Here is a 26,803-nt window from a genome sequence, read left to right on the forward strand (position 1 = left end):
CCCGTTGCCCGGGCACAACCGCTCATTCTGGCGGAGCGCCGGGCGGTCCGGCCCGTTCCTGGGCCCCGGGACTCCCGTCCGAGGATTCCTCACTCTTTCCCCGGCTTTCCTCACTCTTTCCCGAAGGGGAAAAGGGCAGAGGCGTTGTCGTCTTCATTTGCCACACTGCCGTTCCGCACCTGGCCTCACCAGGGGCCCGCCAACCGGTCGGCCGGCGGAGGGGATCACACGCGTGGGAGAGACGGACTCGATGACGGACCACAACAGCTCTGCTGGCGGGGTCGGCGGGGGCCAGCCTTCCGGGCAGCGAGGGCAGTTCGGCCCCGCCGGGCACGCCGACGCGCAGCCGCAGCCGCCGCAGCCGCCGCAGGCGCAACAGGCGCAGCCACCGCAGGTGCAGCAGACTCCGCAGTTCCAGCAGCAGGTGTCCGCTCCCTACGGCTATCCGGACGGCCCCGCCGCGCCGCCGCAGCAGTCGCAGCAGTCCTCGGACGCGGCGCGCGCGCAGGTGGCCGCGGCCTGGGTGCGCACCGCCCGGCCCGGCACCGTACCGCCGGGCGAAGCCGCCGTGCCGGTTCTGCCGCCGCGCGTGAACCAGCTGGCCCGCGACTCGAAGAAAGACAGGCGGGACCAGGCGAAGGCCGAGCGCCAGGCCGCTCAGGAAGCCAAGCGGGCCGGACGCAAGGCCGCGTACGAGCAGAAGAAGGCCGAGCGCGAGAACCGCAAGCAAGGCGGCGGCGGCAGCAGGGGCTCCGCGCCCCTGCCCGCCCAGTCCACGGGTGTCCCCACGGCCGCTCAGCCCGCCCCCGCCTCCGCCTCCGCCGCCACCCCGCTCACCGCGGCCGCGCAGCCCAAGACCCCCGTACGCGCCGGTGCCGACGCCGGATTCGACGTGCCGCGCCCCGGCGGGCGGCTGCCCGCCCAGGGCCGGCGTACGCATGTGGCCCTCCGCGCGACGCTGCTGATCACCACGTGCGCCCTCGCGCTGGGTTCCTGTGGCGTCGCGGGCCTGGTCATCGGCAAGTCGTCCACCGCGGTGCAGAGCGCCGACCTCAACGACGAGGACGTTCAGCGGTACCGGCTGACCGAATTTCCGACCCAGGCCGCGGCGACCTTCGCGGAGGAGTACGTGACGCTCTGCATGACGTACTCGCCGCAGACCGCCGACAAGCGCCGTGAGGCCTTGACCCGCTACACCTCGGCGGGCGTGGACCGCGACTGCGGCGTCAGCGGCCAGGGCAGCCAGGGCGTCCGCGAGGCCCAATGGGACGGGACCCTTGAGGAACTCCCCGAGTACGGAGCGAACGGGCGCTACCTGGGCATCCAGGTCAAGCTCTCGACCGGTCGCACCACCACCCTCTCCGTACCGGTGTACGTGAAGGACCTGGCCACCGGGTCGGGCCTGCGCATCGCGGGCAACGTCGGCGAGATGCCGCTGCCTTCGCGCGGGACCGTGCCCGCGGTGAAGCAGGACGAGGAGGTCGTCGACCAGCCGCTCTCCGACCAGCTCAAGGGAAAGGTCCTGCCCGGTTACTTCAAGGCCTGGGCCGCTTCCGACGCGACGGGGCTCACCCGCTTCACCAGCACCGACGCGACCCTGTCGGCGACCACGGGACTGGCCGGCGCACTGGCCGCGCCCGAGGTCCAGGAGGTCGTGGCCCTCGCCCCGGCCGGCAGCGAAAGCGGCAAGCCCGTCACGTACGGGGTGGGCCAGACGGTACTGGCGCGGGTGACGGTCGTCTGGGGCAGCGGCGCGACGCCCGCCGCGCAGGGGACCGGCACCACCCCGGGTCCCACCCCCGCCCCCACCGTGAAGCGCTCCTACCGGGTGACGGTGGTGAACACCGCCCAGGGCTGGTTCATCAAGGACATCCGCGGCGGTGTCCTCGACCCGACGGGCGGAAGCGCGGACGCCGGAGCGACCGGACCCGCCGCCCCGGCCCCGGCCCCCGAGGCGAGTACGCCGGCCGCCGGCCCCGGCGCCCCCGGCGCGGTCAAGACTCCCTGACCGCGACCGACCCATCGACGTATCCCTCCCCACGCACCCTCAGCGAAAGGACAACGCCATGTACCTGGCGGCTACCACCCTCAACGGCATGTTCGGAGAGATCCAGAAGATCCTCCTGGGCATCGGCACCACCGTGGCGATCTGCTCCCTGCTCATCCTCGGCATCCGGATGCTGCTGTCGATGAAGCGCGGCGACGGCATGCGCGAGGCCTTCCAGGGCTTCGGCATCATCGCGCTGGCCGCTCTGATCATCGGCGGCGCGACCGGCCTCGCCGGTCTGCTCATCGACCTGGGCAGCCAGATCGGTGGCGGCGGCGGCAAGAGCTGAGCCCGGGAGCGGCCGGCGCAGACGTCCGGCCCGCACCCGTAACTCACTGCCCGCAACCACGTCAGAGAGGGGGACTGGCTGATGGCACAGGACACACCGGACGGACCCGAGCCGATGGTCGCCTACGACCACACGGATCTGCTCAACCGGCCCAAGCGCATCTGGAACTGGGGCAACATCCCGCTCCCCGGCCTGCTGCTGCCCGCACTGGGCGCGGCCTTCGGCTTCGGTGTCCTGTGGCTGGTGACGCTGCTCTCGCTCTCCGCCTTCCTGCCCTTCCTGGGCATATCGATGCTGACGTCGGTGCTCTACATCGGGCCGCCGGTCGGCGTGTACTTCGTATGGGGGCGGCCGCTGCCCTCCGCCCTCACCCTCAGCCAGCAGCTGGTGGTCTGGGGCGACTACTGGCTCCAGCCCAAGCGCCTGCAGGGGCTGGCCGCCGACCGGGAACCCGAGGAACTGCACTGGCAGGTGATCCTCTGGCAGCCGGGTTCGCAGCGCTGGCAGCGGCAGTACGACGAGGCCCTCGCGATGGCGTCCCGGCACGGTTCCTCGTACGCGGGGCAGCCGTACGCCGCCCAGCCGTACGCAGCGCAGCCGTACGCGGCGCACTCCGGAACCACACACCGTGCAACCGCAGACTCCGCACCCGCTCACTCCGCACCCGCTCACCCCGCACCCGCACACTCCGAGACCGCAGGATGACTCCTTCATGATCATGATGATCCTTCTGGGCGGGGCGGTCGCCTTCTTCGTGATCGCCATGATCATTGCCGCCGCCGGCTCCAAGAAGTCCAAGGGCGGCCAGGGTTCCGGTGGTACGCGGAGCTCGGGCGCCTCCCGGAACCAGGCCCAGGCCGCGCGCCGCGAAGAGATGCGGCTGCCCTACCGCTACGCCGACGACATGATCTTCGTGCACGGCGAGTCGGTGTGGACCGGGCTCGTCCTGCCCACCGCCATCGACGAGTACCTCAACGCCACCGAGCTCCAGGCGATGGCCGAGGGCCCCGCCCGCGGGCTGCTCAACCTCGCCCGCGGTGACCGCAACGTCGAGTGCCACTACCGCAAGGTGTACCGGCCGATCACCGCCCTCGAATGGGCCGACCAGCTCAACACGCTGGCCTGGGACCCGACCGAGAACTACAAGGCGTACAACCTCCGCAAGGCGGAGTACCAGGAGCGCATCGGAGCGACGCGCGAGCGCAACATCCTGCTGGTCAAGCTGGGCTCGCTGAAGCGCGGCTCGAACGGCAGCGGGGTCCTGCCCGGCGGCGACGACCCGGTCGAGGAGCCGGACCTGACCCGCGCCCTGCGCGGCACCGCCGACAAGGCTGCCGCGGGCGCCACCGGCGTTCACGACGAGTACCTGTCGCCGGGCGTACTGGCCCAGTGGACCCAGGTCGCGCGGGAGGTCCACGAGAGCCTGGAGGGTCTGAACGGCGCGCCGCTGGCCCGTGAGGAGCTCGTCTGGCTGATCCGCAAGCCGCTCCACGGCGACCTCGCCGTGCCGCCCGAGCCGGTGCTCGGGTCCCGCTCCTGGGGGCCCGACCAGTTCGACCTGGTCGTCGACTTCTCCGGCGAGAACCACAAGACCCACATCGTGCTGCACCAGTACGACGAGGTCACCGGCGAGCAGCACACCAGCTACACGACGACGCTGGTGGCCGCCAGCTGGCCCACCGAGACCCGCTTCCGGCAGTCCACCGCCTGGGCACGCTACACATCGCAGCACGTCGACTTCCCGGTGGAGATCGACATGCGGTTCACCCTGATCCCGTACCTGAAGTTCAAGGACCGGGCGAAGAAGATCAGCGGCAACCTCGTCGACGAGATGAACGACATGGCCAACTCCGGCCGTTCTCCCGGCACCCAGCTCGCCAACCAGGTCACGCGTGCCCAGAACCTCCTCGACGACGTGGAGGAGCACAAGATGCCGGGCATGGAGGCGCAGATCCGCTTCACCATCTCCGCGCCCGACATCGCCGAACTGGAACGCCGGCGCCGCGTCCTTGAGATGCAGTTCAAGCAGGACCTGAAGGTCACCCTGCTGCGGCCGACCCGCCAGCAGTGGCGGCTGCTCCAGTCCCAGCTGCCGGGCGACGCGCCCAAGCTGCCGATCGCACCGTACCTGCGGCTTCAGGAGGTCGAGCAGCTCGGCGCCGGGCTGCCCACGGCGGGCACCGAGCTCGGTGACAACCCCGAACACCGGTCGGGCAAGCAGCTCGGCTGGGTGGGCAACCTCGTCGGCTGGGCCGGCAAGATGCCCGTCCACTACTCCCTGCACGTCGGCCCGGCCCGCAACGACGGCGGTGGACTCGCCATCGTCGGCGCGTCCGGCGGTGGCAAGTCCTCGCTCGCGCTGCAGAAGTTCTACGAGGAGTCGGAGTCGGGCGTGCGCTGCCTGGTCATCGACCCCAAGACCGACTTCGCGCAGCTCTGCTACTACCTGGCCTTCGGCTCCCAGGTGAACGATCCGGCCTTCGCGCACGACGCGGACACGGGCCTGCTCGGCACCGAGCACAGCCGCTTCCAGCCGGTCAACCCGGAGTTCTGGGCGGAGACCGAGGTCGTCGACCTCCTCAAGGGCCAGGCCGGCGTGCTCGACCCGTGGGTGGTCGCCCGCGACGTCCCCTCGGGCCGGCTGCTCGCCGAGTCGATGCTCCGCGGCTTCCTCGGCGACGAGGACTACCAGCGCGTACGTCTGCCCGTCATCGAGGCGATGGCCACCGTCGTCGGCTGGTACAACTCCGCGATGCGGCAGGCCACCGAACAGGGGCTGACCGCCCGGGAAGCCGAGCTGAAGGTGCCGCGGCCGACGCTGTGGCAGGTCGTCGACGAGGTCGTGAACGCCTACGAGCACGCGGTGTCCAGCGGCGACCGCGAGGCCGTCAAGGAGCTCAAGCTCGCCCAGATGCTCCTCACCGAGCTGCGGACCCTGCCGTACGCGCGACTCGCCTTCGCCGAGAACCCGCAGACGCTGTCCGCGATGCGCAAGCGCCGTACGGTCATCACCCTGCGCGGATTCCAGTCCCCGTCCTCCTCGGACCCGCGCAACTGGAACCCGGCGGAGCGCCTCGCCGCCACCGCGCTGATGGCGGTCGTGGAGCTGGGCAGCCAGATGCTCGACGTCGGCTACGAGAAGAACCCGGTGACGGGGGAGATCGGGCTGCGGCCCAAGGCGCTCTTCGTCGACGAGGCGTACGTCGTCACCGCGACCGAGAGCGGCCGCGACCTGATGCGGCGCGCGCTGAAGCAGGGCCGCTCGTACCTGGCGGTCACCGTCCTGATCACCCAGCAGGCCATCGACCTCGTCCAGATCGAGGACTCCGAGGCCCGCAGCGGTGGCGCCAACCAGATCCACACGGTCTTCGCCTTCAAGCAGAAGTCCGCCCAGGAGGCCTCGCTGGTGGCACCGCTGCTCGGCCGCCCCGAGAACGACGCCAAGGTCATCTCGGCGCTTCAGGAGCTCCGTACCGGCGTCTGCCTGCAGCGTGATGTCGACAAGCGGGTCGGCACGGTCGCCGTGGACCTGGTCTTCAAGGAGATCCTCGCCGCCACGGACACCAACGGCACCACCCGCCCCGCCCGGCAGGGGATCGACCCGCCGCTCAGCGTGTGGGACTGGACCTTCATGCAGGAGGCGGGCCAGGCGGCGGAGGCGGCGGCCGCGGCGGCTTCCGCGACCTGACGCCGCCGCCGCACCCCGAGACCCGTTCCGCACGCCGTACCGAAGGAGACACCATGCGCCTGTCCAGGACCCTCACCGCCGGAGCCGCTCTCGTAGCGCTCGTTTCCCTGACCGGCTGCGGGGGTGGCGGCGATGGCGCGACCGACGACCTCGGCCTGCCGTCTGCCGGTGACATCGCCTCGATCGAAAAGCTCGTCAACCAGTACGCGACGTGCGACAACCTGCGGCCCAGGGATGAGAAGGAAGATCGCTGGGGGACCTTGGCAAAGGACCCTGCCTGGGCCATCAAGGAGCGCGCCCGCTGTGATGACGACAGCAACCAGAACATCACGCTGTTGGCGATCTCCGACATGGCGAAGTTCCAGGCCGCTAACCGCAAGGCGTCTGAGGGCGGCAAGAACAACGAGGCACTGATCGGAAAGAACTTCGCAATCGTGGCGGAGGGCGACGAGACCGGTCAGGCGCTGATGAAGGCCAAGATGCTCATCCTGACCTGCTCGGGCGACTACCCGATCCCGGGCGGTTACAAGCAGCACAAGGGGCTGGCCGAGGGCTGCGTCCTGACCGACTACAACCGCTCGTAGTCACCGACTCCCCACAGCCCCTGTCGCGGAACTCCAGAAGGAAGCCGATGTCCGTGCGCCGTAGCGCAAAGCCACGTGGATCCACCTCCCAAGCCCCGTCTCCACTCGACCGGGTGCGGCGCGCCGGACGCGCCGTCCGGACCGGTGCGTTCCTCGTGCTCGCGCTGCTCGCACTGTCGTTCGCCGTTCCCAACTCGGCGCACGCCATCGACTTCTCCTGCGATTTCACCGGAGACGACACCTACATCCATGACAACCCGGGTGCCAGCGGTGAATCGATCATGCCTGCCGTCAACCAATGGGAAGACAAGGCGAAACGCGCCAAGAACCTCAACGACACGACCGGCATGGTCACCGGCGCGGTCAGGATGCCGGAGGCCCCCGAGCGATACACCTTCTACGAGCTCAACGCCATGCGCGGCCTGAACTGGACCATGACCCACAGGGGCAGGGGTAACGCCTCTGACACCAACGGGACATCGGGCAGCGGCGCCGACCACTGCTCGGTCATGGACCTCGTCAACAACGGCATGGCCAACATGGTGTTCAACGGCACCAAGATCCTCACCCGTACGTCCATCTCGATCAAGGAGCTGGCGTCCAATCCGAGCCCGCTGAGCGGTCTTTACGCGGGTCGCGACAACGTAGTGACGACACTGAAGGACAACGTCTTCATTCCCGCCGTACCGGTCATGATCACGCTCACCGGTCTCTGGGTCTTCACCAAGTGGCGGAAGAACGAAATGCGCGAGGCCTGGTCGGGTGTCGGTTGGGCGTCCCTGACGACCGTTGCCGTCGTCGTACTCCTGACTGGCGGCAACTACGGCAAGGTCATCACCGAGGCGGACACCGGCATCGGCAACTTCAACTCGCTGCTTACCGAGGCGGTGCTCTCGGGGACCGCGGGCCAGATGCAGTCGCCTTGTGATCTGCCCCCGGAGGTCAAGCACAACCGCGGTCTTCGAATATCAAGCTGTGCGATGTACGACACCCTGGCCTTCCGTCCTTGGGCCTTGGGTCAGTTCGGCGAACACGGCACGAACTGCATCTTCAAGAATGGTGCCGGCGAGATCAAGGACGGCGCGTGCGTGCCGAAGAGCGCCGGCACCGACTGCAGCTACGGCAAGGGCGCGCGCTGCGAGGACGTCCGGGTCAAACAGGCGGTGTCGCAGTCCACGACCAACATGGACGAGTTCCCCAGAAAGGGCGAGAAGAAGGAGATCAACAAGGAGGAGGCCGAGTGGATGCCCATCCGCATAGACATGGCGGGAGGAGAGGGCAAGGGCTACCCCGACCGCGACGAATCGGTCGCGGACAAGCACGTCTATCCGGTCGCCTTCGGCGAATGGGCGGGGCAGAACGCCGGGGGCCGCGTCGGGCTCGCCTTCTACTCGTTGATAGCTGCGCTGATCGTCGGCTTGATGGTGATCGTCCTCAGCGCGCTCACCCTGCTGTGGCACGCCGTGACCCTGATCATGATCATCCTGCTGCCATTGGTGGCCACGCTGGGCATCCATCCGTCCCAGCAGAAACTGCTCAAGGGGTGGCTGGAGACGTTCATCCACAGCTTCGTGCTGCGGGCCGGCTTCGGCATCATCCTCAGCGTGCTGCTCGTGCTGTACCAGATGATCCTGCCCGCGAAGATCTCCTTGGGTATGCAGCTGCTGATGCTGCTGTTGGTGACCGTGGCAGTCGTGATGATGCTGAAGAAGCTGCTCTCGGGTAGCTACAGCCCGAAGATCGCGGGCGCGGAGGACGCGCTGGGCGTGGGCGACATGGCGAACTCGGTGAGCAGCAAGCTGGGTGCGCAGGGCCAGCGCCTTGCGGGCAATGCCGCCGCAGGCGCGGGCCGGATGGCGGGGCGGACCGCCGGGCGGATCGGCGGGAACGTCGGCCGGGGCATGGACAAGGTCGTGCTCGGCGGGAAGCTGCAGAAGGGCGGCTGGATCGCTCCGAGCAACACCAAGCGGGGGCAGCGCAAGAGCCAGCAGATGTCGGCGGCTCTCCAGAAGGACCAATACGACAAGCTGCAAGAGCAGTCGGCCGAAGGGGCTGGGGAGCCCGCCGAGAAGGCATCCGCGCCCCGCCGCAGCGGGCGGGTCAGTGCCTCCAACGCACCCGTGCCGCAGCAGGGAACCCCTCCCGCACCTGCGCCGCAGCCCGCCCCCGCGCCTCACCCGGCACCGGCCCCGGCGCCTCAGCCGGCGCCGCGTCCGACCGGGCGGGTCAGCGGTGACGGCGGGCCCCCGCCGCGGGGGGCCGACCCGCGTACCCCGCAGTCGCCGACGCCGCCCACCCCGCCCCACCAGCCTCCGCCGCCGCGCAACGGCGACCGGATGCCCCGCTAGGAGACGCCGACCGTGGCAAGCGTCATCACCGACCACCCACCGCAGGAGCTCGCCGCCGAGCTGGGGGCTCTCCTGCGCGTGGATTGGCGCACGGTATGGGCCGGGAAGCCGGAGGGCGAGGCCGGGCTTGCCGACTGGTGCGCGGGCTTCGGCTGGAAGCCGCTGTGGCTCCAGTCGGGCCTGTGGGTGCGTACGCCCGGAGGCGGCCGCCTGCACCTGGCTTCCTCCGGTGGCCCCGGCCGGCCGGTGACCCGCGCGTCGTACGCCGCCTGGAGGGTCAGGGCGGACTCGACGTCCGAGGACACGGGCGTCATGGCGGTCGCCCTCGACCGTTACGCGACCCACCTCGCCCAGATGACCACCGCGTTGGGCCCGCCCGGCTGGGAGGGCGCCTGGGACAGCCCCGACTTCCCGGCGCCGCCCGCTCCCGGCCGGTGGGGTGACGCCGAGGAACGGCTGGAGCGCAGGGCCCCGTATCGGCTCGCCCAGTGGAAATACTCCAACCCGCTCGCCCCGGTGATCGTGCTCGATCTGTACTGCCGGGCGATGGGCCCGGGCCCGGTCCCGGGCCCGGGTGGTGGGACGATCACTCTGACCTTCCACGGCCCGGCCGATCCCGATCCGGTCGGCGGCCCCGGCTGGCGGCTGTGACGTACGAGACGCGAGAGAGAGACAGCCACATGTCCTTTGAACCGCCGGTGAACCGGACTCCGCAGGAACTGATCACCGAGCTGCGCGGGCTGGCCGACGTGCACTGGGAAACCGTCTGGAACGGCCCGCCCCTGCCCGGAAAGGGCCTGGACATGTGGTGCGCCCAGTTCGGCTGGACGCCCACCCAGTTCGAGTACGTCCTCAATGTCCTCACCGAGACCGGCGGGGTGCTGACGCTGAACGCCAGGGGCGGCAGCTGGGCCCCTGTGCAGAGTGTCCGCCACTGGGTGTGGAGCGATTCGGCAGTCGGCGGCCCGGAAGGTAATCCCCGGCTACTGGCCGAGGCTGATGACGTCTGGCCCATCTACCGCGATGCCGTGTCCTCGGTGCTCGGTGAACCGGCCTGGGACGGCGGCTGGGACTCGGCTGATTTCCCTGACGAGCTCGGGGAGCTTGCCGTTCCGAAGCTAGAGACCCGACTCACACAGAAGCGCCCCTATCGCATCGCCTACTGGGAGCTTGCCGCTCCGGACGGCGCCCTCGCCAGCCTGACCATCACCCCTGCCACGGGTACCGCTGACGGGTCCCGTCACGGAGTGGTCAACATGAGCCTCCGCGTGTATCCGCGTCCTCTGAAGGTCAACTGACAGTGAGCGCGGAACCGATTCCGAAGCACATAGAGGAAGGCGCCCTGCGCCGGGCGCAGGCCCGGGACACGGCATCCAAGGACGCCGCAGGTGACCCGGACTCCGTGACGGCACGCATCACGGCCGCCGCCGAGGCGGCAGGACTGAAGGACAAGCTGGCGAAGGACGGCAAGCTCCTGGAGTCGAAGGAGAAGCAGTACATCGACATGCTGGCCGAGGACAAGGCGAAGCTCACTCCGCCCGACGGGACGAAGCCGATCAGCGCCTTCTGGTCGTACGGCATCGAGCACCCGGACGCGCCGCTGAACGAGTGGGGCGACCCGTTCCTGTCCCAGCGCTTCATCGCGGAAGAGTGGGCGGCCGAGCAGAACGAGACCCATCCAGGTGCGGCACAGACGCTGGAGACGACCCAAGGCGGTCGTGAGCTCGACGACATGTTCCTCTGGGAAGAGGAAGTCATCGAGGCCCTCGGTGGTGAGGGCGCGGGCTTCCAGCCGGGCTATGCCAAGGCCACCTGGGCCAAGATCTCCGAAACATACGCCGGGCTGGCCGAAGGCCGAGTCATCGTGTTCGGGCAGAGCGCCGACACCCGGTCGATCCTCCACCAGCAAGAACTGGGCGCACTCTGTAACAACCCCAACGTCGGCCTGCACAACATCCACTTCGCCTACGAGCCGGATCAGACGTGGCCGGAGGTGACCCGGGCCGAGGCCGGGACCGACGCGGTGCGTGCCGTCGCGCAGTTCGACAACCCGACCCTTCCCCGGTACATCGACCCGAAGGCCTTCGCGGCCGAGGCCCCCGAGGTGCGAAAGGCGCAGATCGACAAGATCACGGAAGTCTTCGCCCCGGGGCAGGCCGAGGCCGAGGCCGTCAAGGCGCCCGAGCTGCAGGCCCCGCCGAAGAGCGTGAGCACCCCGCTCTGGCAGGTGGGCTTCAAGGTCACGCCCACCGCGGCCCAGCCCGCATCCCCCGCACCGGGCGCCGGTACCAGTCCCGCAGCCGCTCCGGCCCTCGCACCCCGCCCCCTCGCCACAGGTATGGACGGTCCGGCATGACCCCTCGCCCTTCCCTCGACTCCGTCCGTCGCTTCCTCCGCCAGGAGCGCGACGACGCGTGGGCCGTGCGGCTGCTCCGCCGGATCGTCTTCGGCCTGGCCGGCGGCTACACCATCTTCGCGCTCGCCTCGACCAGCATGTCCTCGTTCGTCACGATATTCGCGATGCTGGTCCTCGCAGCGCTGCTGTGGCTGCTGCGCCGCCGCGGGCAGTTGCTGCTCGCGCTCGCCTCGACGATCGTCACCGCCGCGGTCGCCGGATACTTCGCGGCCGCGGCCGAGATCGCCACTGGCGGGGCGAGCGGCCTGCTCAGCGGACAGGCCGTGTTCGGGTACTGGGCGCTCGCCGCGATGGCCTTGCTCGGGACCTGGATGGTCAAGGACCACCCCGGCCGCCGCGGCGTCACCGTGGTGATCGCCGACCTCGTCCTCCTCGTGACTTCCGGTGTGGGAACGGTTCTCCCTGCCGCCTCCGTCCCTCTCGGATTCCTCGGCCTGATCCTGGTGCTGGCGGCCCGTGGGGGCGGAATCGCCTCAGCCCGGCGGCGTACCAGGTGGCTGAAGCGCCGTTTCGTGCGACGCGCCGTATCGACTGCCGACACGAACCGTTAGTTGTCTGATGAACCATCACTCCTGCCGCCGACCAGGCACATTACGTCTTTTGAGACAACTTTGCCGTTGCCAACTCGCCTGCTCTAAGGTCCCCGTGAGTCTTGATCGCCTCGGGGGAGTTCTTTTATGGTCACGACAATTCACAGAACGCCGGCGACGTCCGTTCAGGCGGCCAGCGCCTCCACCCTTCTGCCATGCCAGCGACGGCCGGACATCTTCGGTCAGCCGCTGCTCACCAACCCGCCGGCCAGCGTGACCGGCCCCCCGCTCCAGACGCGGAGGCGCCAGGCCCTCACCCACGCGGCCCGGCAGCTCTGCTCCTCCTGCCCCCTGTGGGCTGAATGCCTGCGGGACTCCGTCACCCGGTCCGATCCCGGTGGCTACGCGGCGGCCACCACCCGGCAGGACCGGCGGTGGATGCGCCGACGGATCGGAATCGGCGACGCGGAGGGACGGCTGGCCCCTTGGCCGGACGATGGGGACAGTTCCGTGGACATCGATGTCGTGCTCGACGCGTTCGATGCCCTTCAGGAGCACTGGGCGAGCCGGCCCGCTCTTGCGGCGGCGGCCACGGGGACGCGGGCGGGTCCACGGGTTGACCCCCGAAAAGACAAGGCACACCGCGTCGCGGCAAGTGGACAGCCGTACGTCGGTCAACAGCGAGTCAACACACACGAGGTATCGATGGCGGCCGCGGCAGGCGAACGGATCACTTTCTCGCTCGATGATCCGGCCCGCGCCATACAGAAGGCCGTACTCGGCCCGCTGGTGCGCTCCATGCTGCCCACCCTCGAAGTCACCGAGCAGATCGCGGCGATGCTGGTCCGCATGCCCTCCACGGGGCTCAGGCCCCGCCTCCTCGACGCTTTCCGGGAGGCGCGCCGGTGCCTGGAGGCGTGGCATGCGGCGTCGGGGGACGAAGTCGCGTACCGCGCGGCGGGCAGTGGACTCACCGGATCGGTGAGTGTCGAGCTCGCGACCAGCGACCCGCTCACCGCGCTGCAGCAGGACATTTTCGAGCCCCTGCTGCACCGGCTTGCTGAATCGATTCGCCGCATCGAGGTGCTCACGGCGGTGCTGAGTGCCGCCCCGGACGACAACGCCTCGGACGACAACGCCCCGGGCGGCGAAGCCACAGGCGGCCGTGCCCCGCACGGGCCGGAACTGGCCGCCGTGCACACCGCGCTGTGTGAACTCGGCCTCCACATCGAGCAGTACGACGCCGTCGCGCCGCGGGCTCGGGTCCACGCCTGGCCCCACGACGCCGCTCGGCGTGACACGCCGCTGAGGTCCGTACCCGACACCACTTCCGGGAGCGCGCTCCCGCCTGCCGCGTGGAGCACGCAGAGTCTTCGGCGAGCCGTGGAGCAGGCAGTGACCTCTTTTCCGGGGCCCTTCACCGGCCGGGACGTCCTGCTGGCGCTGCCCCCAGGGGCGTACCACGATCCGGCGAAGTCGGTCAGCAACGCCCTGTCCGCCATGGCCAAGTCCGGCCGCCTCCTGCGCATATCCCGCGGCACGTACGCCGTGGCCTCCCCGCCCTCCGACGTACTCGCCGCGAGTTCCTGAAGGGATCCGCCATGCATCCCACGCATCCCACGCACCCGGTCGCCGAAGTCCGTGTCTTCTCTCACAGCGCGGGCCTGATCGACGGCGTACCCGTGACCGCTCCGCCCTTCGTCGACATTCAGGAGGTCGTCATCGCGATCCTCCAGCAGCGCGCCCAGCAAATGGGCGGCCCGGCCTCGGCGACGATCAGTGACGACCGCTTCGGGGGCGCGATCCGCCTCCTGATCCACCCGGACGGAACCACCGAATCGGCGGAGTGAGAACCGCTCGCCGGCCGCCGGCCGCCGAGCGCCGGGCCCCGCTCCACCGGGCCCGGCCCTCGGTCGTACTCCCGCGTCGCAGTCGGCTCCCGCGTCGTGGTCGGCTCCGGCGTTGTGCCGTGCCGCGGTTGGCCGTCTTCCTCTGCCTTCCCCGCGTGTCGGCCGTGGCGGAGACGAACGGCCTACGCGTCGGACTCGCCCCTCCAGGCGAAATCGAGCAGGGACTCGGGAAGGTAACCGGACTGGGCCTCGACCGGGACGCCGTTGGCCTTCGCCAGGCAGGGGACCGCCAGCGGAGCAATAGCCACGACGCCCTGGATGTTCTGGGTGCGGTCCTCGTCCGCGGTCCAGTACTCCTTGTGCCAGCGCAGGGCGTCGGCCAGGGCCTCGTTTGAAGCCGGCGGGGTCGTTGCGCAGGTAGCGGTAGAGCATCGTGATCGGCGGGTACCGGAGCTTGGTCATCGTCTGCGCGTCGAGGACTCGGGCCTGCTCAGGAGCGCTCAGGTCCACGGCGCGCACCAGGTGCGTGCGCAGGTCGTCGCGGCGGAACCAGAAGCTCTGGAGGGTCTCCACCCAGGCATAGGCGTACTCGTCCAGCGTGCCGCCAAAGTCGCGCAGCAGGGACACCGGGATCCGCACCAGCATGTCGAAGCGGGCCGTTTCCCGGCAGATCAGCGCGAGGCAGAAGGCATCGACCCAGGTACTGGCGTTCAGGTAAAACTGCGGCCCGGTGGTGGCCAGCCGGCGCTCCTCCTGACGGATCTTGCAGGTCACCGTCTCCTGGTCGGTGGAAGCGGCCGCGAAGACCGCCGAGTGCACCTGCATGGCCAGCAGCCAGGATTCCCAGGTCTCCAGCATCACCGCATCCGGGTCCCCGATGCAGCGGACGCGTGCCACGTTCAAGGACGTCGTCAGCGACGCACTCCTGGCGCCGGGCGAGGTCTCGACGGTCTACAGCGAATCGGCCAGGGACTTCTCCATGACGGGAACGACTGTCTCCGTCCCAGCCGTCGGGTAGCTGCCGGGAGACGTTCACGCGGCCTCGATCCACGCGGAGGCGGAGCTCGTCACGTGGGGAATTCGCCGCACCAATTGCGGGTCACGAAGACGGTGGGCAGGTAGTCGGACTCGACCTCGATCGGGATGCCCGCGTCGTGAGCGAAGCAGGTCATGGCGAGCGGCGCGAGGGCGACGAGACCAGAGATCAGCTCCGACCGCCCCTCCTGGGTCCAGTACTCCTGGTGCCACTGCAGGGCGGCCGTGAGGGCACGGTTGAAGCCCGCGTGGTCATCGCGAATGATTCGGTGGAACATTTCCATCGGCGGGTAGAACAGCCGGCCCACCGTCTCCGGGTCCGAAGCGGTTTCGGGGTCGGTCCCGTCGATCGCGGTCACCAGCTTCTGGCCCAGGTCGGGGCCACCGAGCCAGTAGGTTTGGAGGGTGTCGATCCAGGCGTACTCGAACTCCTGGGAGACGCCGCCGTTCTCCCGCAGTAGCGACAGCGGCACCCGGCACAGGGCGGTGATCCGGTCCCGCTCCCGGCACACCACGGCCAGATAGAACGCGGTAAGCCAGGCCGCTGGGGTCACGTAGGGCTGTGGACCAGTGGCTTCGAGCGTGCGGTCCTTGTGTGCGATGCGGCACTGGACGTGGGTCTCGGTCGTGGTCGCCGCGGCGAAAACCGCGGAGCCGACCTGCATCGCGGTCACCCAGGCGTCCCAGGTGCGATAGATCGCACCTCTCGGATCCATCAGGCAGCGCGCCTGGGCAACGATGAACGTACTGTCCAGGGCCTCACCGAGAGCCGTGGAGCGTCCGTCCAGACGGCCGATCCACGCCTCCGCGCTCTCCTCGAGAAAGGCGAGGCCGGCTTCCGCGTTCCCTGTGGGAAAGGGGTGACGGGGGATGATCGCGACCAAAGCATTTCTCCTATAGACCATGCCGGTCGACTATCACGGTCACGGACGGTTCGGTATCCGCTTCTACTGCCTTCTCGCTCTGTGGCATCACGTGTCGAACTCGCCCAGCCAACCACGGGTAAGCAGGTGATGTGGCAGGTAGCCCGATTCCACCTCGATCGGCATTTTGCCGTCGTAGGCGAGGCAGGCGATGGCCAGCGGGGCCAGAGCGAGGTGGCCGGCAGGGTCCGCGGCACGCTTCTCATCGGCGGTCCAGTAGGCCTTGTGGAGTTCCAACGCTTGGACGAGTGCCTCGTTGAAGCCGTCCCGGTTGTGCGTGACGAACCGGTAGAAGAGCTGGATCGGCGGGGCGAGCACGGTCTGCAGGAGACCGCGCGGTGCGATGGCGACATCCGGGTGCGACGTCTCGACGGTCAGGGTCAACTTCTCTACGAGGTCGGGCCCTTGGAGCCAGTACGTCTGGACCGTGTCCACCCAGTGCCGAACGAACTCGTCGTATCCGCTGGATGCGATGCGGTCGAGCGGGACCTGGCACAGTTCGGTCATCCGCTTCTGGTCCCGGCACACCACGGCAAGCCAGAACGTGGTCAGCCACGTTCCGAGGTCGGCGTAGCTCGCCGGTCCGGCGGTCGGCAGGGTGCGCATCTCGCGGTTGATGCGGCACTCCACCGTGCCCTCGTCGATACCCGTGACGGCGAAGACGGCCGAACCCACCTGCAGCGTGTTGACCACCGCCTCCCAGGTCTCCAGATTCGCTGCCTGCTGGTCGACGGTGCATCGCGCTCCCAGATGGAACAGCGCGTTCTTGAAGACCATGGGAAGCGAGTGCGGGTACTGCTCGAGGTCCTGGATGTCCTCGACCAGATCACGGCCGAGTTCCTCAGCCCATTGCTCTTCCTTGAGTCCGGCAGAGTAGTGGCGAGGGACGGTTGTGGTCACGGCAGAGTCCCCTTGGAGATATCGAACCGCTTGTAGTGGTACCCATTCTACTTGAACCCGTTTTGGTCGCCCTTGACGACTACGTGCTCTAGTTTGCCCTGCTTCCAGGCACTGAAAAGCTCCCTGGCCAATCTTGCTCGGAATGTCCTTACCTCGTGACTTCATCTACTCGATCATGTCGAGGAAGTATTCCTGTGAGCCCTGGGACGCTCTGCGCCCGTCTGCGAGGTTGCGGGCGCCGAGCTTTGTGGTAACGCTGCTCTTTGCCTCGACTACGACATAAATCCCATCGGGGCGGCGCCACACCTGATCGAACTGGTCCTGGCGAGGTCTTTCTGGATACCCGACGCCAGCATGTCCGCCACGCTGCTCTTGGTGTCGACGACGAAAACCTTGACGTCGGCACCGGAGTCCGCGAGCTGCCCGATGTTCTGCCACTCCAAGTTCGTGCCCTCGTGCCCGTTATGCGCTCAGCCCTGCCCGACGTTGGAACAGTCGCAGTGTCCCTTCAGCCTTCCGTGAGCGTCCAGGCTCTTGTGGGGCGGCCCGTCTCATCCCACTCATACTCCTCCTTGAGGACGAGCCCGGAATCATCGAAAATCTGCCTCGATTTCAGCACTCCATTGGGATGCCATTCCATAAATTCGCCTCGCGGCCGACCTCGCCGCACGGTCCCTTCAGAGCGCAAGGTCCCGTCCTTGTACCATTCACGCGAAAGGCCGTCCTGGAGACCTGAGACATAGCTGTCCTGACTCACAAGGACCCCGCTCAGGTATTCTATGACTTCACCTGTGTACAACTCTCCCCGGTAAAGCAGGCGCTGTGCGTCATCCATGTCCACGTCGGGGTCATCTACATCGATCTTTCTCAAGGCATCCATCAGGGGATCAAATTCTCCTCACTCGGCGGATATCCCGTAAACCGCTTATTGCTGCTTTCGACCCCCAATAGCATACGGTGACAGTTCGCACAGAACGGCGCAGGGCGTCCGGGAAGGCCTGTCACCTTGTGTGCCGCGAAGGGGAACTCAACCGAGGCCCTCATCTCCGCGAGGACATCGGGGCCATCGGGCAGTCCCTGCCTCGTCCGCATCCACAGTAGCTCGTTCGTCGCCTTGACCTCCGCATGCCCCAGCGGATGGTCCATATCAGGGTGTACCGGGTTGGCCACCAGATCGTCGTACCGGGATTTCAGCGTGGGGTGGAGTTTGTCGAGTGGGATGACGACGTTGGACTTCCCGTTGATTCCCTCGATGACCGTGCCGGTGCGCAAGTCCATGACGGCACCGACACAGGCGCCTGTCTGCTTCCGCGCGAATTTGCCGCTTTCCTTGGCTGCCAAATAAGCGGAAGAGCGTTCCCTGGCGAGGTCGCCGAGGTAATCGGCGACCGGCCTGCCGTCGACATGGGTGATGACATCGCCGGCCTTCGTCACGCGCGGCCCATCGGCGTCGATCTGTTCCAACAGTTTCTGACCACGACCGGGCAGCGGCGCGGTTCCGTTCTCTCCGACATGTGTGTCGGGAGAGAGTGCTTCATGTGGGGTGGCCGCCGAACCTGGCGAATTGTGGTCTGCGGCGGTACGCGGACCTTCATGAATACCGACTTGCTCACCTTGGTGGGGGATGCCCGGCCCGTCATGACCACCGGAGGAGGTGTCGCCGTGGCCGCCGCCACCCGTGGACGGGGTGTCCGTGTGAGTGGGACTACCTGTGGTGGTGGGGTCGGTGTGGCTGTTGTGGATGCCGTTGTCGGCGGTGCCACCGATCGGGTTCCTGTGGCCGGTCGTGGACGGGGTTTCCGTGTGTCCACCGCCGTGGGGGGTGTTGTCCACGCTGTTGCGCGGCATGTTGTCCGGGGCGTGGCCGCCGGGGGTGGTGTCCGGGCGGGCTCCGGGGGTGTGGTCGCTGACGTGGACGGGGTCGGAGATGTCGCTGTCGATGCGGGTGATGTCGTCGCCGCCTCGGCCGCCGACGCCTGCCAGTTCGTGCGCCGGGGCCTTGACCGGGGCGGGGGTGTCCGCCTTCGGGACGTCCGCCTTCGGGGTGTCCACGATGTCGGTCTTGGCGTCCTTGGCGTGCTGGGTGATCGATCCGTTGTGGTCGTAGATGTTGCCCTTGGGGTCCATGAACTGCGACGGGCCGTCCACCGGCAGTTTGACCGTGCCGGGCGGGAAGGTCGTCGTGCCCTCGGGGAGTTTGATGTTGCCGTCGGAGAGCTTGAGCGCGCCCTCCGGGACCACCGCGCCTGAGGGGAGGTGGATCGTCCCGTCGGGCAGTATCTTCCCGCCGTCCGGGAGGGCGATCGCACCGTCCACGTTGATGTTGGGGATCTCGATGTTGCCCAGGCCCTTCAGGCCGGCCATCACATCACCGATCTTCGTGATGCTCGCGCCCGCGCCCTTGAGGATGTACGTCATGGGGTCGACGACCCTGCCGGTCTTGCCCGCCACCGACAGTGCCTTCGCCACCGCGTCGGCCTTGCCCGCACCCGAGACCGCACCGGCCGTGCCACCCGTGGTGATGGTGGTGATCACGTTGAAGGTGACCGCGCCCGCCGCGCGGCCCGGGTTCGAGCCCCACTGGTCCCACGCGAGGAGCGCCTTGCCGGTCTCCTTCATCGCCGTACGGGATTCCCGCAGCCAGGAGGGCAGCTTGTCGGCCGGGGCGGCCATGAACAGCGCTCCCGCGCCCGGGACCGACATGATGGCAAGACCCGTGGCGAGCTTGGCCAGGCCGGTCCAGGACTGCTTGAAGGTGTCCCAGCCCTGGAATCCGACCAGGCCGCCGAGGCCCTTGAGGGTGCCCCACACGCCGTCGACGAAGAAACCCTTGGTGAACTCCCAGGCGTGTTCCCACACCTGCCAGGCAGGAATGGACTCCTCCACCGCGTCGCCCCACGGCAGGGACTTGGACTGCTTGAGCGTCTCGGCGTCGTAGCCGTACATGCCCTCGCCGTGGGAGCCGTCGTCCGTCTTCAGGGGCGTGCCGCCCACCAGGGCGACGATCTTGGCGTGAGCGGCCTTCTCCACGTCCTGGAACTGGGTCCAGACCTCGGCGATCTTGTTGCGGCGCTCGAGGTTCTCATCGATCAGATCGCCGTCCTCACGCCACTTCTCGTCCTTCGCAACCTTCGAACGAAACGTTTCCGCTTCCTTCTTCAGCTGATCCAGCTTCTTCGCGATCGGCTCCGCGTCCCGTGCGTACGTCCCCAGCGCACCCGCGATCGTGCACATGTCCGAGCTCAGCTTCAGACCCAGGTCCGACACCGGCTTCGTCGTCGCGAACAGCTGGTCCGCCTCCGGCGCCTGGTAGAACGCCTGGAGCCCGCCGAAACTGGAGTGGACGTCCGAGGCCACGGTCGAGATCTTCGCCCCGCCCGCCGAGATCGCCTTCACCTTCGCGTCCAGCAACGGGAAGTCCCCCGTGAACACCGGCACCTCAGCCGGATCGACCGGCGCGTCGCTCACTTCTTGCCCCCCGGCTGCTCACGCAGAACTTCAAGGTTCACGGCCCGGGCAGCGTCCTGAGCCGCCTTGGCCTGCTCCAGATCGCCTTCCAGGTACTCGTTGGTCGCCTTCACGGCACCGAGGATGCAGGCCTCGATCCGCTCCGTCATCGACTTGAGTTCCTTCTCCGGCCTTCTCCCGCCGCGCGGTGGACCTGGCGGGCCGCTGAGCCTCCCGGCTGGCGGTTGGCGGCCCGCCACGCCCCGGAAGGCGGCGGCCGCATGCTGTCCGCCGGGACATCGCAGGCCACTCTTCTAGCGGAGGCCCTTCTCCCTTCGGGTGATCCAGGATTGCCACGCCCAGCGGGTGAGTGCTCCGACGGCGACGGACGTGAGGATCGCGCCCCAGTCGATGACGTGGGGCAGGCCGGGGAAGAAGGCGAAGAAGGCGAAGGACGCGGCCGTGCCCGTGACGAACGCGGCGATGCCGGCGCGGCGGCGCCTGGCTTCCCAGGCCGCGTCTTCTTGGGTGTTCTTCGTGGTCATGTGCGGCTCACTTTGTGATGTGGTGGCACTGGCTGACCCGGCGCACGCCGTTGATGTTGAGGTGCGCGCATGCCTTGCCGTAGCGGGGCAGTTTCTGAGGTGCGTTGTCACGCATTGGATTGATCTTGCACTCGGTGTGGGTCTTGCCTCGGGAGGTCCGGTAGGTCTTGCTGTCGGTGTCCGCGTAGGTGAAGTCGATGCGCCAATTGCAGAAACCCGAGTTGAGGGCGCCGACGAAGCCGCAGTCAACGCCGGCGTTCTGGTAGGTGATGTTCTTTCCCTCGCCGCGGATGATGTGGGTGAACATGCAGCCCGTCGGGACCTTCATGGTGACTCCTCCGACCTGGTAGTCGAAGGTGGCGACCGGTGTGGAGCCGATGGCACTGGCGTGCGCCTGACCCGGAGCGAGGAGGCAGAGAACGCCCGTCGTGGCGAGCGCAGTGATGATCCGGGCGGTGAAGCGTGTGCCCATGTCCGTCCCCCTCTGGCGAAGTATCTGTGCAGAACGGAACTGCCGATGCGGACGTGTGGTTGTGGGCAGGAGCACTGTCCACTACGAAGAGTGATCAAGGTCGGCATGCTGACCAGCCCGGTCCGGCGTCGGGTGCGGGGCCTCGTCCACAATGGTCTTCGGCGCGCGGGTGGACGAAGGAGACGGGCTGTATGACGTACGCGAGTGGCAGTGATCGGGTGACGGCGGCGCGGGAGTCGGACGGGTCCCGGGAGCGGGACGGGTCCCGGGTCGTGGTGCGCGTCGCCGGTGAGGCGGACCTCGAGACGGCGGCCGCGCTGTTCCGCGGGTATCTCGACTTCTACGGCGTGGCCGTCGAGGACGCCGACCGTCCGCGCGCCTTCCTGGCGGAGCGGATCGCGAACGGAGAGTCCCTCGTCCTGCTCGCCGACGTGCCGGAGGCCGGGACGGTCGGTTTCGCGCAGGTCTACCGGACCTTCTCCTCCCTCTCCATGCGGCCCGCCTGGATCCTCAACGACCTGTACGTCGCCCCCTCCGGCCGCCGCACCGGCGCCGGCCGGGCGCTGCTGCGCGAGGTGCTGCGCCTGGCCCGCGAGGCCGGGGTGGCGGGCGTGCAGCTGGAGACGGCGTACGACAACCACGTCGCGCAGGGGCTGTACGAGGCGGAGGGGTTCGTCCGCGAGGAGTTCCACCCCTACTTCCACGACCTCGGCTGAAACCGCTTCCCGCCGGGGTGAAACATTCCCGCACCGCCGTCGCGTCAATGGGGTGAGACGGACGCGAGGGGGAGCACATGCGGCAGGGGCGCAGGGACGGGTTCCGTGAGTTCGCGGCGGGCCGGTCGGGGCACCTGTACCGGTCGGCGTGTCTGCTGGCGAGCGGGGACACGCACCTTGCGGAGGACCTGGTGCAGGAGACCCTGGGCCGGATGTACCTGCTCTGGGGGCGGATCTCCCGTATCGACAATCCGGCGGCCTACGCGCAGACGGTGCTGGTTCGGGTCTTCCTCACGCACCAGCGCCGCCGGTCGGCGGGGGAGCGTCCGGTCGGGAAGCTCCCCGACGGTCCGCGGGCGATGTCGGCCCGGGACACCGGAGCGGCCGATCCGGCGCTGCGGCTGACGCTGCTCGATGCGCTGGGCCGGCTGGCCCCGAAGGACCGGGCGGTGCTGGTGCTGCGGTACTGGGAGGACCGCAGCGTCGAGGAGACCGCCGACGCGATGAACGCCAGCTCGGCGGCGGTCCGCACCCGCTGCTCGCGGGCGCTGGCCCGGCTGCGCGAGCAACTGGGCGGCACCCTGGCCGAGTACGCGGAAATCTGACGCCTCCCACCCTTCCCGGCGGGGTCTTCGTCCTCCCGCTCCGTCCTGCCCTTTCCTCAACCATTCAGCGGAAGGTCTGGTTCCCCATGCCCTTTGAAGATGAGCTCGGTGAAGCCCTCCGGCGCGCGGGGGACGGTTTCACGGCCGACCGGCACGCCCTCGCGGACGCCGGTGAACAGCGCGGACGGCGGCTGGTGGCCCGCCGCCGGGCCGCTGTCGTCGGCGGATCGGTGCTGGCCCTCGCCGTGATCGGCACGGTCGGCGTCCATGCCGGCGGCCTGCTCGACGGCGCGGGCGGCTCCGGCGAGGTCAACGTCGCGGCGCCGCCCCCGCTGCCGACCGGCGGCGACGACCCGAAGAAGCCGCGTACGGGCACGGGCGCCGTCTCCGCCGACCAACTGATCGCCGTGTACAAGGAGCTGCTGCCGCGCGGGAAGGTCTCCGAAGCGGAGGCGCGCGGCACGGGCGACCGGCCGGGCCCGATGGTGCACGGCGTGTACGACGACGGGAAGGGCAAGGCGGCCATCGGCGTCGGCCTCTCGCGCACCGACCCGGACGGCACGAACGCCCGGCAGATGCTGCAGTGCCCCGACGAGAACCTCCAGCAGTTCGACGGCTGCACCGTGGAGACGCTGACGGACGGCTCGAAGCTGCTGGTCTACCAGGGCTACGAGTACCCCGACCGGCGCGAGCCCACCAAGCTGTGGCGGGCCACCCTGGTGACGCGGGAGGGCTTCCAGGTCGACGTACAGGAATGGAACGCTCCGGCCGAGAAGGGCGCGCAGGTCTCCCGGCCCCAGCCGCCGCTGACCCCGGCGCAGTTGAAGGCGTTCGCCGTCTCCCCTCTGTGGCACCCGGCACTGAACGACCTGCCGGCCGCGGAGCCGGAGGCGCCCGTTCCCCCTTCTTCGGGACCGGCGGGCGCTGCGGCCGTGGACACGCTGGAGGGGCTGCTGCGCCCGTACGGGATCCCGGTCGCCGCCAAGGGCGGTGAAGGGCCGCGCGGTTACGTCGTACTGGACGACGGCAAGGGGAAGTCGCTGGTCGAGCTGGAGATCCAGACCCGCGCGGGTGGCGGTGACGGAGCCGTGGCCGCTTACCTCACGGCGGACCCGGCCACCGTCACGCTGCCCGACGGCACCAAGATGCTGGCCGGCCAGCGGCCCGGTGAGAAGGGCGGCGCGGGCGTGGTCTGGTGGAGCGTGGACACGCTGCGGCCGAACGGCGTGCGGGTGATCGTCTCGGCGTTCAACGCGAAGAACCAGCAGAGCGCGGCGGCGCGTACGGCGCCCGCGCTGACGATGGAGCAGCTCAAGGCCATCGCGACGCACGGGATGTGGAAGGACTACCAGTAGGTACGGGTAGGGGTACGGGTACGAGAGCAGGCACGGGAGCGGGAGCCGGGCTGTCGGCAGGACGTCCGGAAGGAGGCGGAGCCGGAGCCGGAGCGGGAGCCGGAGCCGGAGCCGGAAGTCATTTGGCGTCCGCGTAGCACTCCACCACCGCCGTGGTGAACGGGAACCGGACCGGGGTGTCGCCGAAGGCGATCCGGCCGGCCCGGTCACCGGCGGCGCGGATCGCCTCCGCGACCGCCTCGGCCTCCTCGGCCGGGCAGTGCACGATCACCTCGTCGTGCTGGAAGAACACCAGCTCGGCCCGCATCCCGGCGGTGGCCTGCCGCAGCGCCGCGAGCAGCAGCAGAGTCCAGTCCGCGGCGCTGCCCTGGACGACGAAGTTACGGGTGAACCGGCCGCGGGCCCGGGTGTTGGTCGAGGCGTAGCTCGGGGTCCAGCCCTCGTCCTGCTGGGGCGCGGGGATGCCCGCCTCCCCGTCGTCGGACTCGCCGGAGGTGACGGGCGGCGGGCAGGTGCGGCCCAACCAGGTCCGTACGAGCCGGCCTTCCTCCCCGGCCCTGGCCGCGTCGTCCACGTACGCGACGGCCCGGGGGAAGCGGCGGCGCAGCGCGGCCAGGTTCTTCAGGCCGTCCCCGGAGGTCTGCCCGTACACGGCGCCCAGAACGGCGAGCTTCGCCTTGTCCCGGTCGCCGGCGAAGCCCTCGCGGGAGACGGCGGTGTAGAGGTCCTCGGGCCGCCCGGCCACCTCCATGAAGGCGGGGTCGCGGGAGATGGCGGCGAGCACGCGCGGCTCCATCTGGTCGGCGTCGGCGACGACGAGCCGCCAGCCGGGGTCGGCCACGACGGCCCGGCGGATCACCTTGGGGATCTGCAGGGCCCCGCCGCCGTTGGTGACCCAGCGGCCGGTGAGGGTGCCGCCCGGGATGAACTCGGGGCGGAACCGGCCGTCGTGGACCCAGTCGGCGAGCCAGCCCCAGCCGTGGGCGGTGTAGATCCGGTAGAGCTTCTTGTACTCGATCAGCGGCCGGACGGCCGGGTGGTCGAGCTCCTGGATCTCCCAGCGACGGGTGGACTTGAGCTTGATCCCGGCCTCCCCGAACGCCTTGATCACATCGGCGGGCAGCTCCGGGCGGACCCGCCGCCCGAACGCCGCCGACACCTGATCGGCCAGCTCGGCCAGTCGCCTGGGCTCCCCGCCGCCGGCATACCGCTCGCCCAGCAGCTCGGTGAGCAGCGCCCGGTGTACGTCGGCCCGCCAGGGCAGGCCCGCGCGGTTCATCTCGGCGGCCACGAGGAAGGCCGCGGACTCGGCGGCGGTGAGCAGCCGCATGCGGTCGGGGTGGGCGGTGGCGTCGAGCCGGCGGGCCTGGTCGGCGTGGACCGCGAGCAACGCCTCCAGGGGCAGCGGCGCGGGCTGCGGGTCGAAGAGCGAGGACTGGCTGCCGGGCTCGGCGGCGCGCTGCGGTGGATCGGCCGGTACGGGGCCACCGGTGAGCCGTGCCCACGCGGCGGCGGCGGAACGCGGTTCGCCGATGCGGCCCTCGTGCCCGAGCAGCAGGAGCTCGGCGTCCTCCACGTCGTAGCACCGCTCGACGCGGACGCCGGCCGCGAGCAGGCGGGGGTAGACGGCGGCGGTGGAGCGCCACACCCACCGCGTGCCGGCGGGCGCGGCGCGCACCGCCGTGGCCGGGTCGCGGACGGTGATCCGGGCGCCGCCCGCGGGGTCCACGGGGGCGGCATGCCACCACCCGTCGCCGTCCTCGGCGAGGGCCCACCGGGGGGTGCGGTCGCTCATGGGTGCGAGTGTCCCACCGGGGTCTGACAGGCCCTTGGCCTCGCCGCCGGTGGTGTGGCGTGCGGGTGGTGGCGTGCGGGTGCGGGGGTGCTCCGGCGCGGCTTGCCCTCAAACGCCGGGCGGGCTGGAAGGCCTGGGGCTCCGCCCCGGGGCCCCGCGCCTCAAGCGCCGGCGGGGCTGGGCGGCCGGGCGGGCTGGAGGGCCCGGGGCTCCGCGCCTCAAGCGCCGGCGGGGCTGGGTGGCCGGGCGGGCTGGAGGGCCTGGGCTCCGCCCCGGGGCCCGCGTCTCAAACGCCGGGCTGGCTGGAAGAGATGGGGGTCCGTCTCCGACCTCGCGGCTCAGACGGCGGGCGGGGTTGGGTCAGGGTCAGGGTCAGGGAGAAATTGAATTCGCGTAGACCGCCAGGGCGGGACGCGGGGCGCGGCCCAGTAGCTGCGGGAGGGTGCCAGCGTCGGGGGTGGCGAGGAAGCCCGCCGCGATGGCCGAGTACGTGCCGACCAGCATGGGTATCTCGAAGGCCGTCGCCCCCGTGCCGGACAGGGCGGTACGGGCCTGCGCCAGGCTGCCCGGGGCGTAGCGGGCGCCGACCGCCGTGGCCAGGTCCGCCCCGCCCAGCGGGCGGTCGCCGACCAGCTCGTAGGTCCGCCCCGCGTGGGCGTCCGGCGCGAGGGACACCCGTACCGCCACCTCGGCGAGGTCCTCACGGGCGACCGCCGCGAGCCGCCCCCCGCCCAGCGGGGCGGTGATCAGTCCGTCCGGGCCCGGTGCGCCCAGCGCGGCCAGCAGCTCCGCGTACAGGCCGTTGCGCAGGACGGTCCAGGCGAGGGAGGAGGCGGCCAGGCGGCGTTCCGTCCAGCGGTGCGGCAGCGCGTAGGGCAGGTGGTCGCCCGCCTCCGTGAGGCTGGTGTAGACGATGTGGCCCACCCCGGCCCGCTCGGCCGCGGTGATCGCCGCCTCGTGCCGCGCGATGACCTGGTCGTCCTCCCCGTAACCGGCGGAGATCAGCAGCAGCGTGTCCACTGCGCGGAAGTCGAGGCTCTCCGGGTCGTCGAAGTCCACCCGTACCTGCCCGGGCCCGGTCGGCTCGCGGGTGCCGAAACGTACGCCCGGCCGGTCCGCCAGCCGCCGTGCGACCAGTGAGCCGAGTCCGCCGGAGGCGCCGGTGATCAAGAGCATGGGAAGTCCTTCGTCCGTGGGCCGGCCGTCGTGGTTGGGTTGCACGGCCATCATGTGCGGATCGGCGCACGGAGCGTAAGGA

Annotated in this window: 27 protein-coding genes and 2 pseudogenes; 17 read left to right on the forward strand and 12 right to left on the reverse strand. The window is 69.6% G+C overall.

Features of this window, described 5'->3' with window-relative positions; all coding sequences use genetic code 11:
- Positions 1-232 precede the first annotated feature (232 nt).
- From ABZX75_RS11845 to ABZX75_RS11905, 13 genes and pseudogenes are all read left to right on the forward strand, one after another.
- The gene (locus ABZX75_RS11845; protein ID WP_355410013.1) at positions 233-2,008 is read left to right on the forward strand and encodes a conjugal transfer protein; all 1,776 of its coding nucleotides are present in this window, start codon (positions 233-235) and stop codon (positions 2,006-2,008) included.
- Between the two features lie 58 nt (positions 2,009-2,066).
- Positions 2,067-2,336 carry a hypothetical protein gene (locus tag ABZX75_RS11850; protein WP_355410014.1) on the forward strand — a complete coding sequence of 90 codons (270 nt, stop codon included), beginning with the start codon at positions 2,067-2,069 and terminating at the stop codon, positions 2,334-2,336.
- An 81-nt stretch (positions 2,337-2,417) separates the two neighbouring features.
- The gene (locus ABZX75_RS11855) at positions 2,418-3,041 is read left to right on the forward strand and encodes a hypothetical protein (protein WP_355410015.1); all 624 of its coding nucleotides are present in this window, start codon (positions 2,418-2,420) and stop codon (positions 3,039-3,041) included.
- 7 nt (positions 3,042-3,048) lie between these two features.
- Positions 3,049-6,024 (forward strand): ATP-binding protein, encoded by a 2,976-nt coding sequence (locus ABZX75_RS11860; protein WP_355410016.1) that lies wholly within the window; start codon positions 3,049-3,051, stop codon positions 6,022-6,024.
- A gap of 53 nt (positions 6,025-6,077) precedes the next feature.
- Positions 6,078-6,608, forward strand: coding sequence for a hypothetical protein (locus ABZX75_RS11865; protein WP_355410017.1), 531 nt, complete (start codon positions 6,078-6,080; stop codon positions 6,606-6,608).
- 113 nt (positions 6,609-6,721) lie between these two features.
- Entirely contained in the window at positions 6,722-8,956 is a 2,235-nt protein-coding gene (locus ABZX75_RS11870) for a hypothetical protein (protein ID WP_355410018.1), read from the forward strand.
- Positions 8,957-8,968: 12 nt separating this feature from the next.
- Positions 8,969-9,607 (forward strand): hypothetical protein, encoded by a 639-nt coding sequence (locus tag ABZX75_RS11875; protein WP_355410019.1) that lies wholly within the window; start codon positions 8,969-8,971, stop codon positions 9,605-9,607.
- On the forward strand, positions 9,604-10,254 hold the full coding sequence (locus tag ABZX75_RS11880; RefSeq protein WP_355410020.1) for a hypothetical protein: 651 nt from the start codon (positions 9,604-9,606) through the stop codon (positions 10,252-10,254). The genes ABZX75_RS11875 and ABZX75_RS11880 overlap by 4 nt, the downstream gene beginning before the upstream one ends.
- Before the next feature lie 2 nt (positions 10,255-10,256).
- Positions 10,257-11,312: a hypothetical protein gene (locus ABZX75_RS11885; protein ID WP_355410021.1), complete on the forward strand. Its 1,056-nt coding sequence runs from the start codon at positions 10,257-10,259 to the stop codon at positions 11,310-11,312.
- On the forward strand, positions 11,309-11,923 hold the full coding sequence (locus ABZX75_RS11890; RefSeq protein ID WP_355410022.1) for a hypothetical protein: 615 nt from the start codon (positions 11,309-11,311) through the stop codon (positions 11,921-11,923). The genes ABZX75_RS11885 and ABZX75_RS11890 overlap by 4 nt, the downstream gene beginning before the upstream one ends.
- A 126-nt stretch (positions 11,924-12,049) precedes the next feature.
- A pseudogene (locus tag ABZX75_RS11895) lies at positions 12,050-12,325 on the forward strand (hypothetical protein); the annotation flags it as partial.
- Positions 12,326-12,607: 282 nt separating this feature from the next.
- The gene (locus ABZX75_RS11900) at positions 12,608-13,492 is read left to right on the forward strand and encodes a hypothetical protein (RefSeq protein ID WP_355410129.1); all 885 of its coding nucleotides are present in this window, start codon (positions 12,608-12,610) and stop codon (positions 13,490-13,492) included.
- An 11-nt stretch (positions 13,493-13,503) separates the two neighbouring features.
- Positions 13,504-13,752 (forward strand): hypothetical protein, encoded by a 249-nt coding sequence (locus tag ABZX75_RS11905; RefSeq protein WP_355410023.1) that lies wholly within the window; start codon positions 13,504-13,506, stop codon positions 13,750-13,752.
- A gap of 182 nt (positions 13,753-13,934) precedes the next feature.
- Here ABZX75_RS11905 and ABZX75_RS11910 read toward each other — a convergent pair whose 3' ends face one another.
- The gene (locus tag ABZX75_RS11910) at positions 13,935-14,135 is read right to left on the reverse strand and encodes an Imm49 family immunity protein (protein ID WP_355410126.1); all 201 of its coding nucleotides are present in this window, start codon (positions 14,133-14,135) and stop codon (positions 13,935-13,937) included.
- A gap of 64 nt (positions 14,136-14,199) precedes the next feature.
- Positions 14,200-14,610: pseudogene (locus ABZX75_RS11915) on the reverse strand (immunity 49 family protein); the annotation flags it as partial.
- Here ABZX75_RS11915 and ABZX75_RS11920 point away from each other — a divergent pair.
- Positions 14,516-14,770 carry a hypothetical protein gene (locus ABZX75_RS11920; RefSeq protein WP_355410024.1) on the forward strand — a complete coding sequence of 85 codons (255 nt, stop codon included), beginning with the start codon at positions 14,516-14,518 and terminating at the stop codon, positions 14,768-14,770. The pseudogene ABZX75_RS11915 and the gene ABZX75_RS11920 overlap by 95 nt on opposite strands.
- A 49-nt stretch (positions 14,771-14,819) precedes the next feature.
- On the opposite strand, the gene ABZX75_RS11925 is transcribed toward ABZX75_RS11920, so the two are convergent.
- From ABZX75_RS11925 to ABZX75_RS11960, 8 genes are all read right to left on the reverse strand, one after another.
- Entirely contained in the window at positions 14,820-15,671 is an 852-nt protein-coding gene (locus ABZX75_RS11925; protein ID WP_355410025.1) for an immunity 49 family protein, read from the reverse strand.
- Positions 15,672-15,758: 87 nt separating this feature from the next.
- Complete coding sequence (locus ABZX75_RS11930) at positions 15,759-16,610, reverse strand: immunity 49 family protein (RefSeq protein WP_355410026.1); 852 nt, start codon at positions 16,608-16,610, stop codon at positions 15,759-15,761.
- 272 nt (positions 16,611-16,882) lie between these two features.
- Positions 16,883-17,053 (reverse strand): hypothetical protein, encoded by a 171-nt coding sequence (locus tag ABZX75_RS11935; protein WP_355410027.1) that lies wholly within the window; start codon positions 17,051-17,053, stop codon positions 16,883-16,885.
- Positions 17,054-17,118: 65 nt separating this feature from the next.
- Positions 17,119-17,490 carry a hypothetical protein gene (locus ABZX75_RS11940; protein ID WP_355410028.1) on the reverse strand — a complete coding sequence of 124 codons (372 nt, stop codon included), beginning with the start codon at positions 17,488-17,490 and terminating at the stop codon, positions 17,119-17,121.
- The gene (locus ABZX75_RS11945; RefSeq protein ID WP_355410029.1) at positions 17,490-20,078 is read right to left on the reverse strand and encodes a hypothetical protein; all 2,589 of its coding nucleotides are present in this window, start codon (positions 20,076-20,078) and stop codon (positions 17,490-17,492) included. The genes ABZX75_RS11940 and ABZX75_RS11945 overlap by 1 nt, the downstream gene beginning before the upstream one ends.
- Positions 20,075-20,317, reverse strand: coding sequence for a DUF6507 family protein (locus ABZX75_RS11950; RefSeq protein WP_355410030.1), 243 nt, complete (start codon positions 20,315-20,317; stop codon positions 20,075-20,077). The genes ABZX75_RS11945 and ABZX75_RS11950 overlap by 4 nt, the downstream gene beginning before the upstream one ends.
- A 54-nt stretch (positions 20,318-20,371) precedes the next feature.
- Complete coding sequence (locus tag ABZX75_RS11955; protein ID WP_355410031.1) at positions 20,372-20,602, reverse strand: hypothetical protein; 231 nt, start codon at positions 20,600-20,602, stop codon at positions 20,372-20,374.
- A 7-nt stretch (positions 20,603-20,609) separates the two neighbouring features.
- Positions 20,610-21,074 carry a hypothetical protein gene (locus ABZX75_RS11960; RefSeq protein WP_355410032.1) on the reverse strand — a complete coding sequence of 155 codons (465 nt, stop codon included), beginning with the start codon at positions 21,072-21,074 and terminating at the stop codon, positions 20,610-20,612.
- Positions 21,075-21,265: 191 nt separating this feature from the next.
- On the opposite strand from ABZX75_RS11960, the gene ABZX75_RS11965 reads away from it, so the two are divergent.
- The 3 genes from ABZX75_RS11965 (at position 21,266) to ABZX75_RS11975 (ending at position 23,750) form a co-directional block, all read left to right on the forward strand.
- Complete coding sequence (locus ABZX75_RS11965) at positions 21,266-21,790, forward strand: GNAT family N-acetyltransferase (RefSeq protein WP_355410033.1); 525 nt, start codon at positions 21,266-21,268, stop codon at positions 21,788-21,790.
- Positions 21,791-21,867: 77 nt separating this feature from the next.
- Positions 21,868-22,395, forward strand: coding sequence for a SigE family RNA polymerase sigma factor (locus ABZX75_RS11970; RefSeq protein ID WP_355410034.1), 528 nt, complete (start codon positions 21,868-21,870; stop codon positions 22,393-22,395).
- Positions 22,396-22,481: 86 nt separating this feature from the next.
- On the forward strand, positions 22,482-23,750 hold the full coding sequence (locus ABZX75_RS11975) for a hypothetical protein (protein WP_355410035.1): 1,269 nt from the start codon (positions 22,482-22,484) through the stop codon (positions 23,748-23,750).
- 118 nt (positions 23,751-23,868) lie between these two features.
- Here ABZX75_RS11975 and ABZX75_RS11980 read toward each other — a convergent pair whose 3' ends face one another.
- Complete coding sequence (locus ABZX75_RS11980; RefSeq protein WP_355410036.1) at positions 23,869-25,545, reverse strand: bifunctional 3'-5' exonuclease/DNA polymerase; 1,677 nt, start codon at positions 25,543-25,545, stop codon at positions 23,869-23,871.
- 372 nt (positions 25,546-25,917) lie between these two features.
- On the reverse strand, positions 25,918-26,721 hold the full coding sequence (locus ABZX75_RS11985) for an NAD(P)H-binding protein (protein WP_355410037.1): 804 nt from the start codon (positions 26,719-26,721) through the stop codon (positions 25,918-25,920).
- Positions 26,722-26,803 lie beyond the last annotated feature (82 nt).

It is taken from the genome of Streptomyces sp. NPDC003038 (assembly GCF_040611115.1).
Lineage (GTDB): Bacteria > Actinomycetota > Actinomycetes > Streptomycetales > Streptomycetaceae > Streptomyces.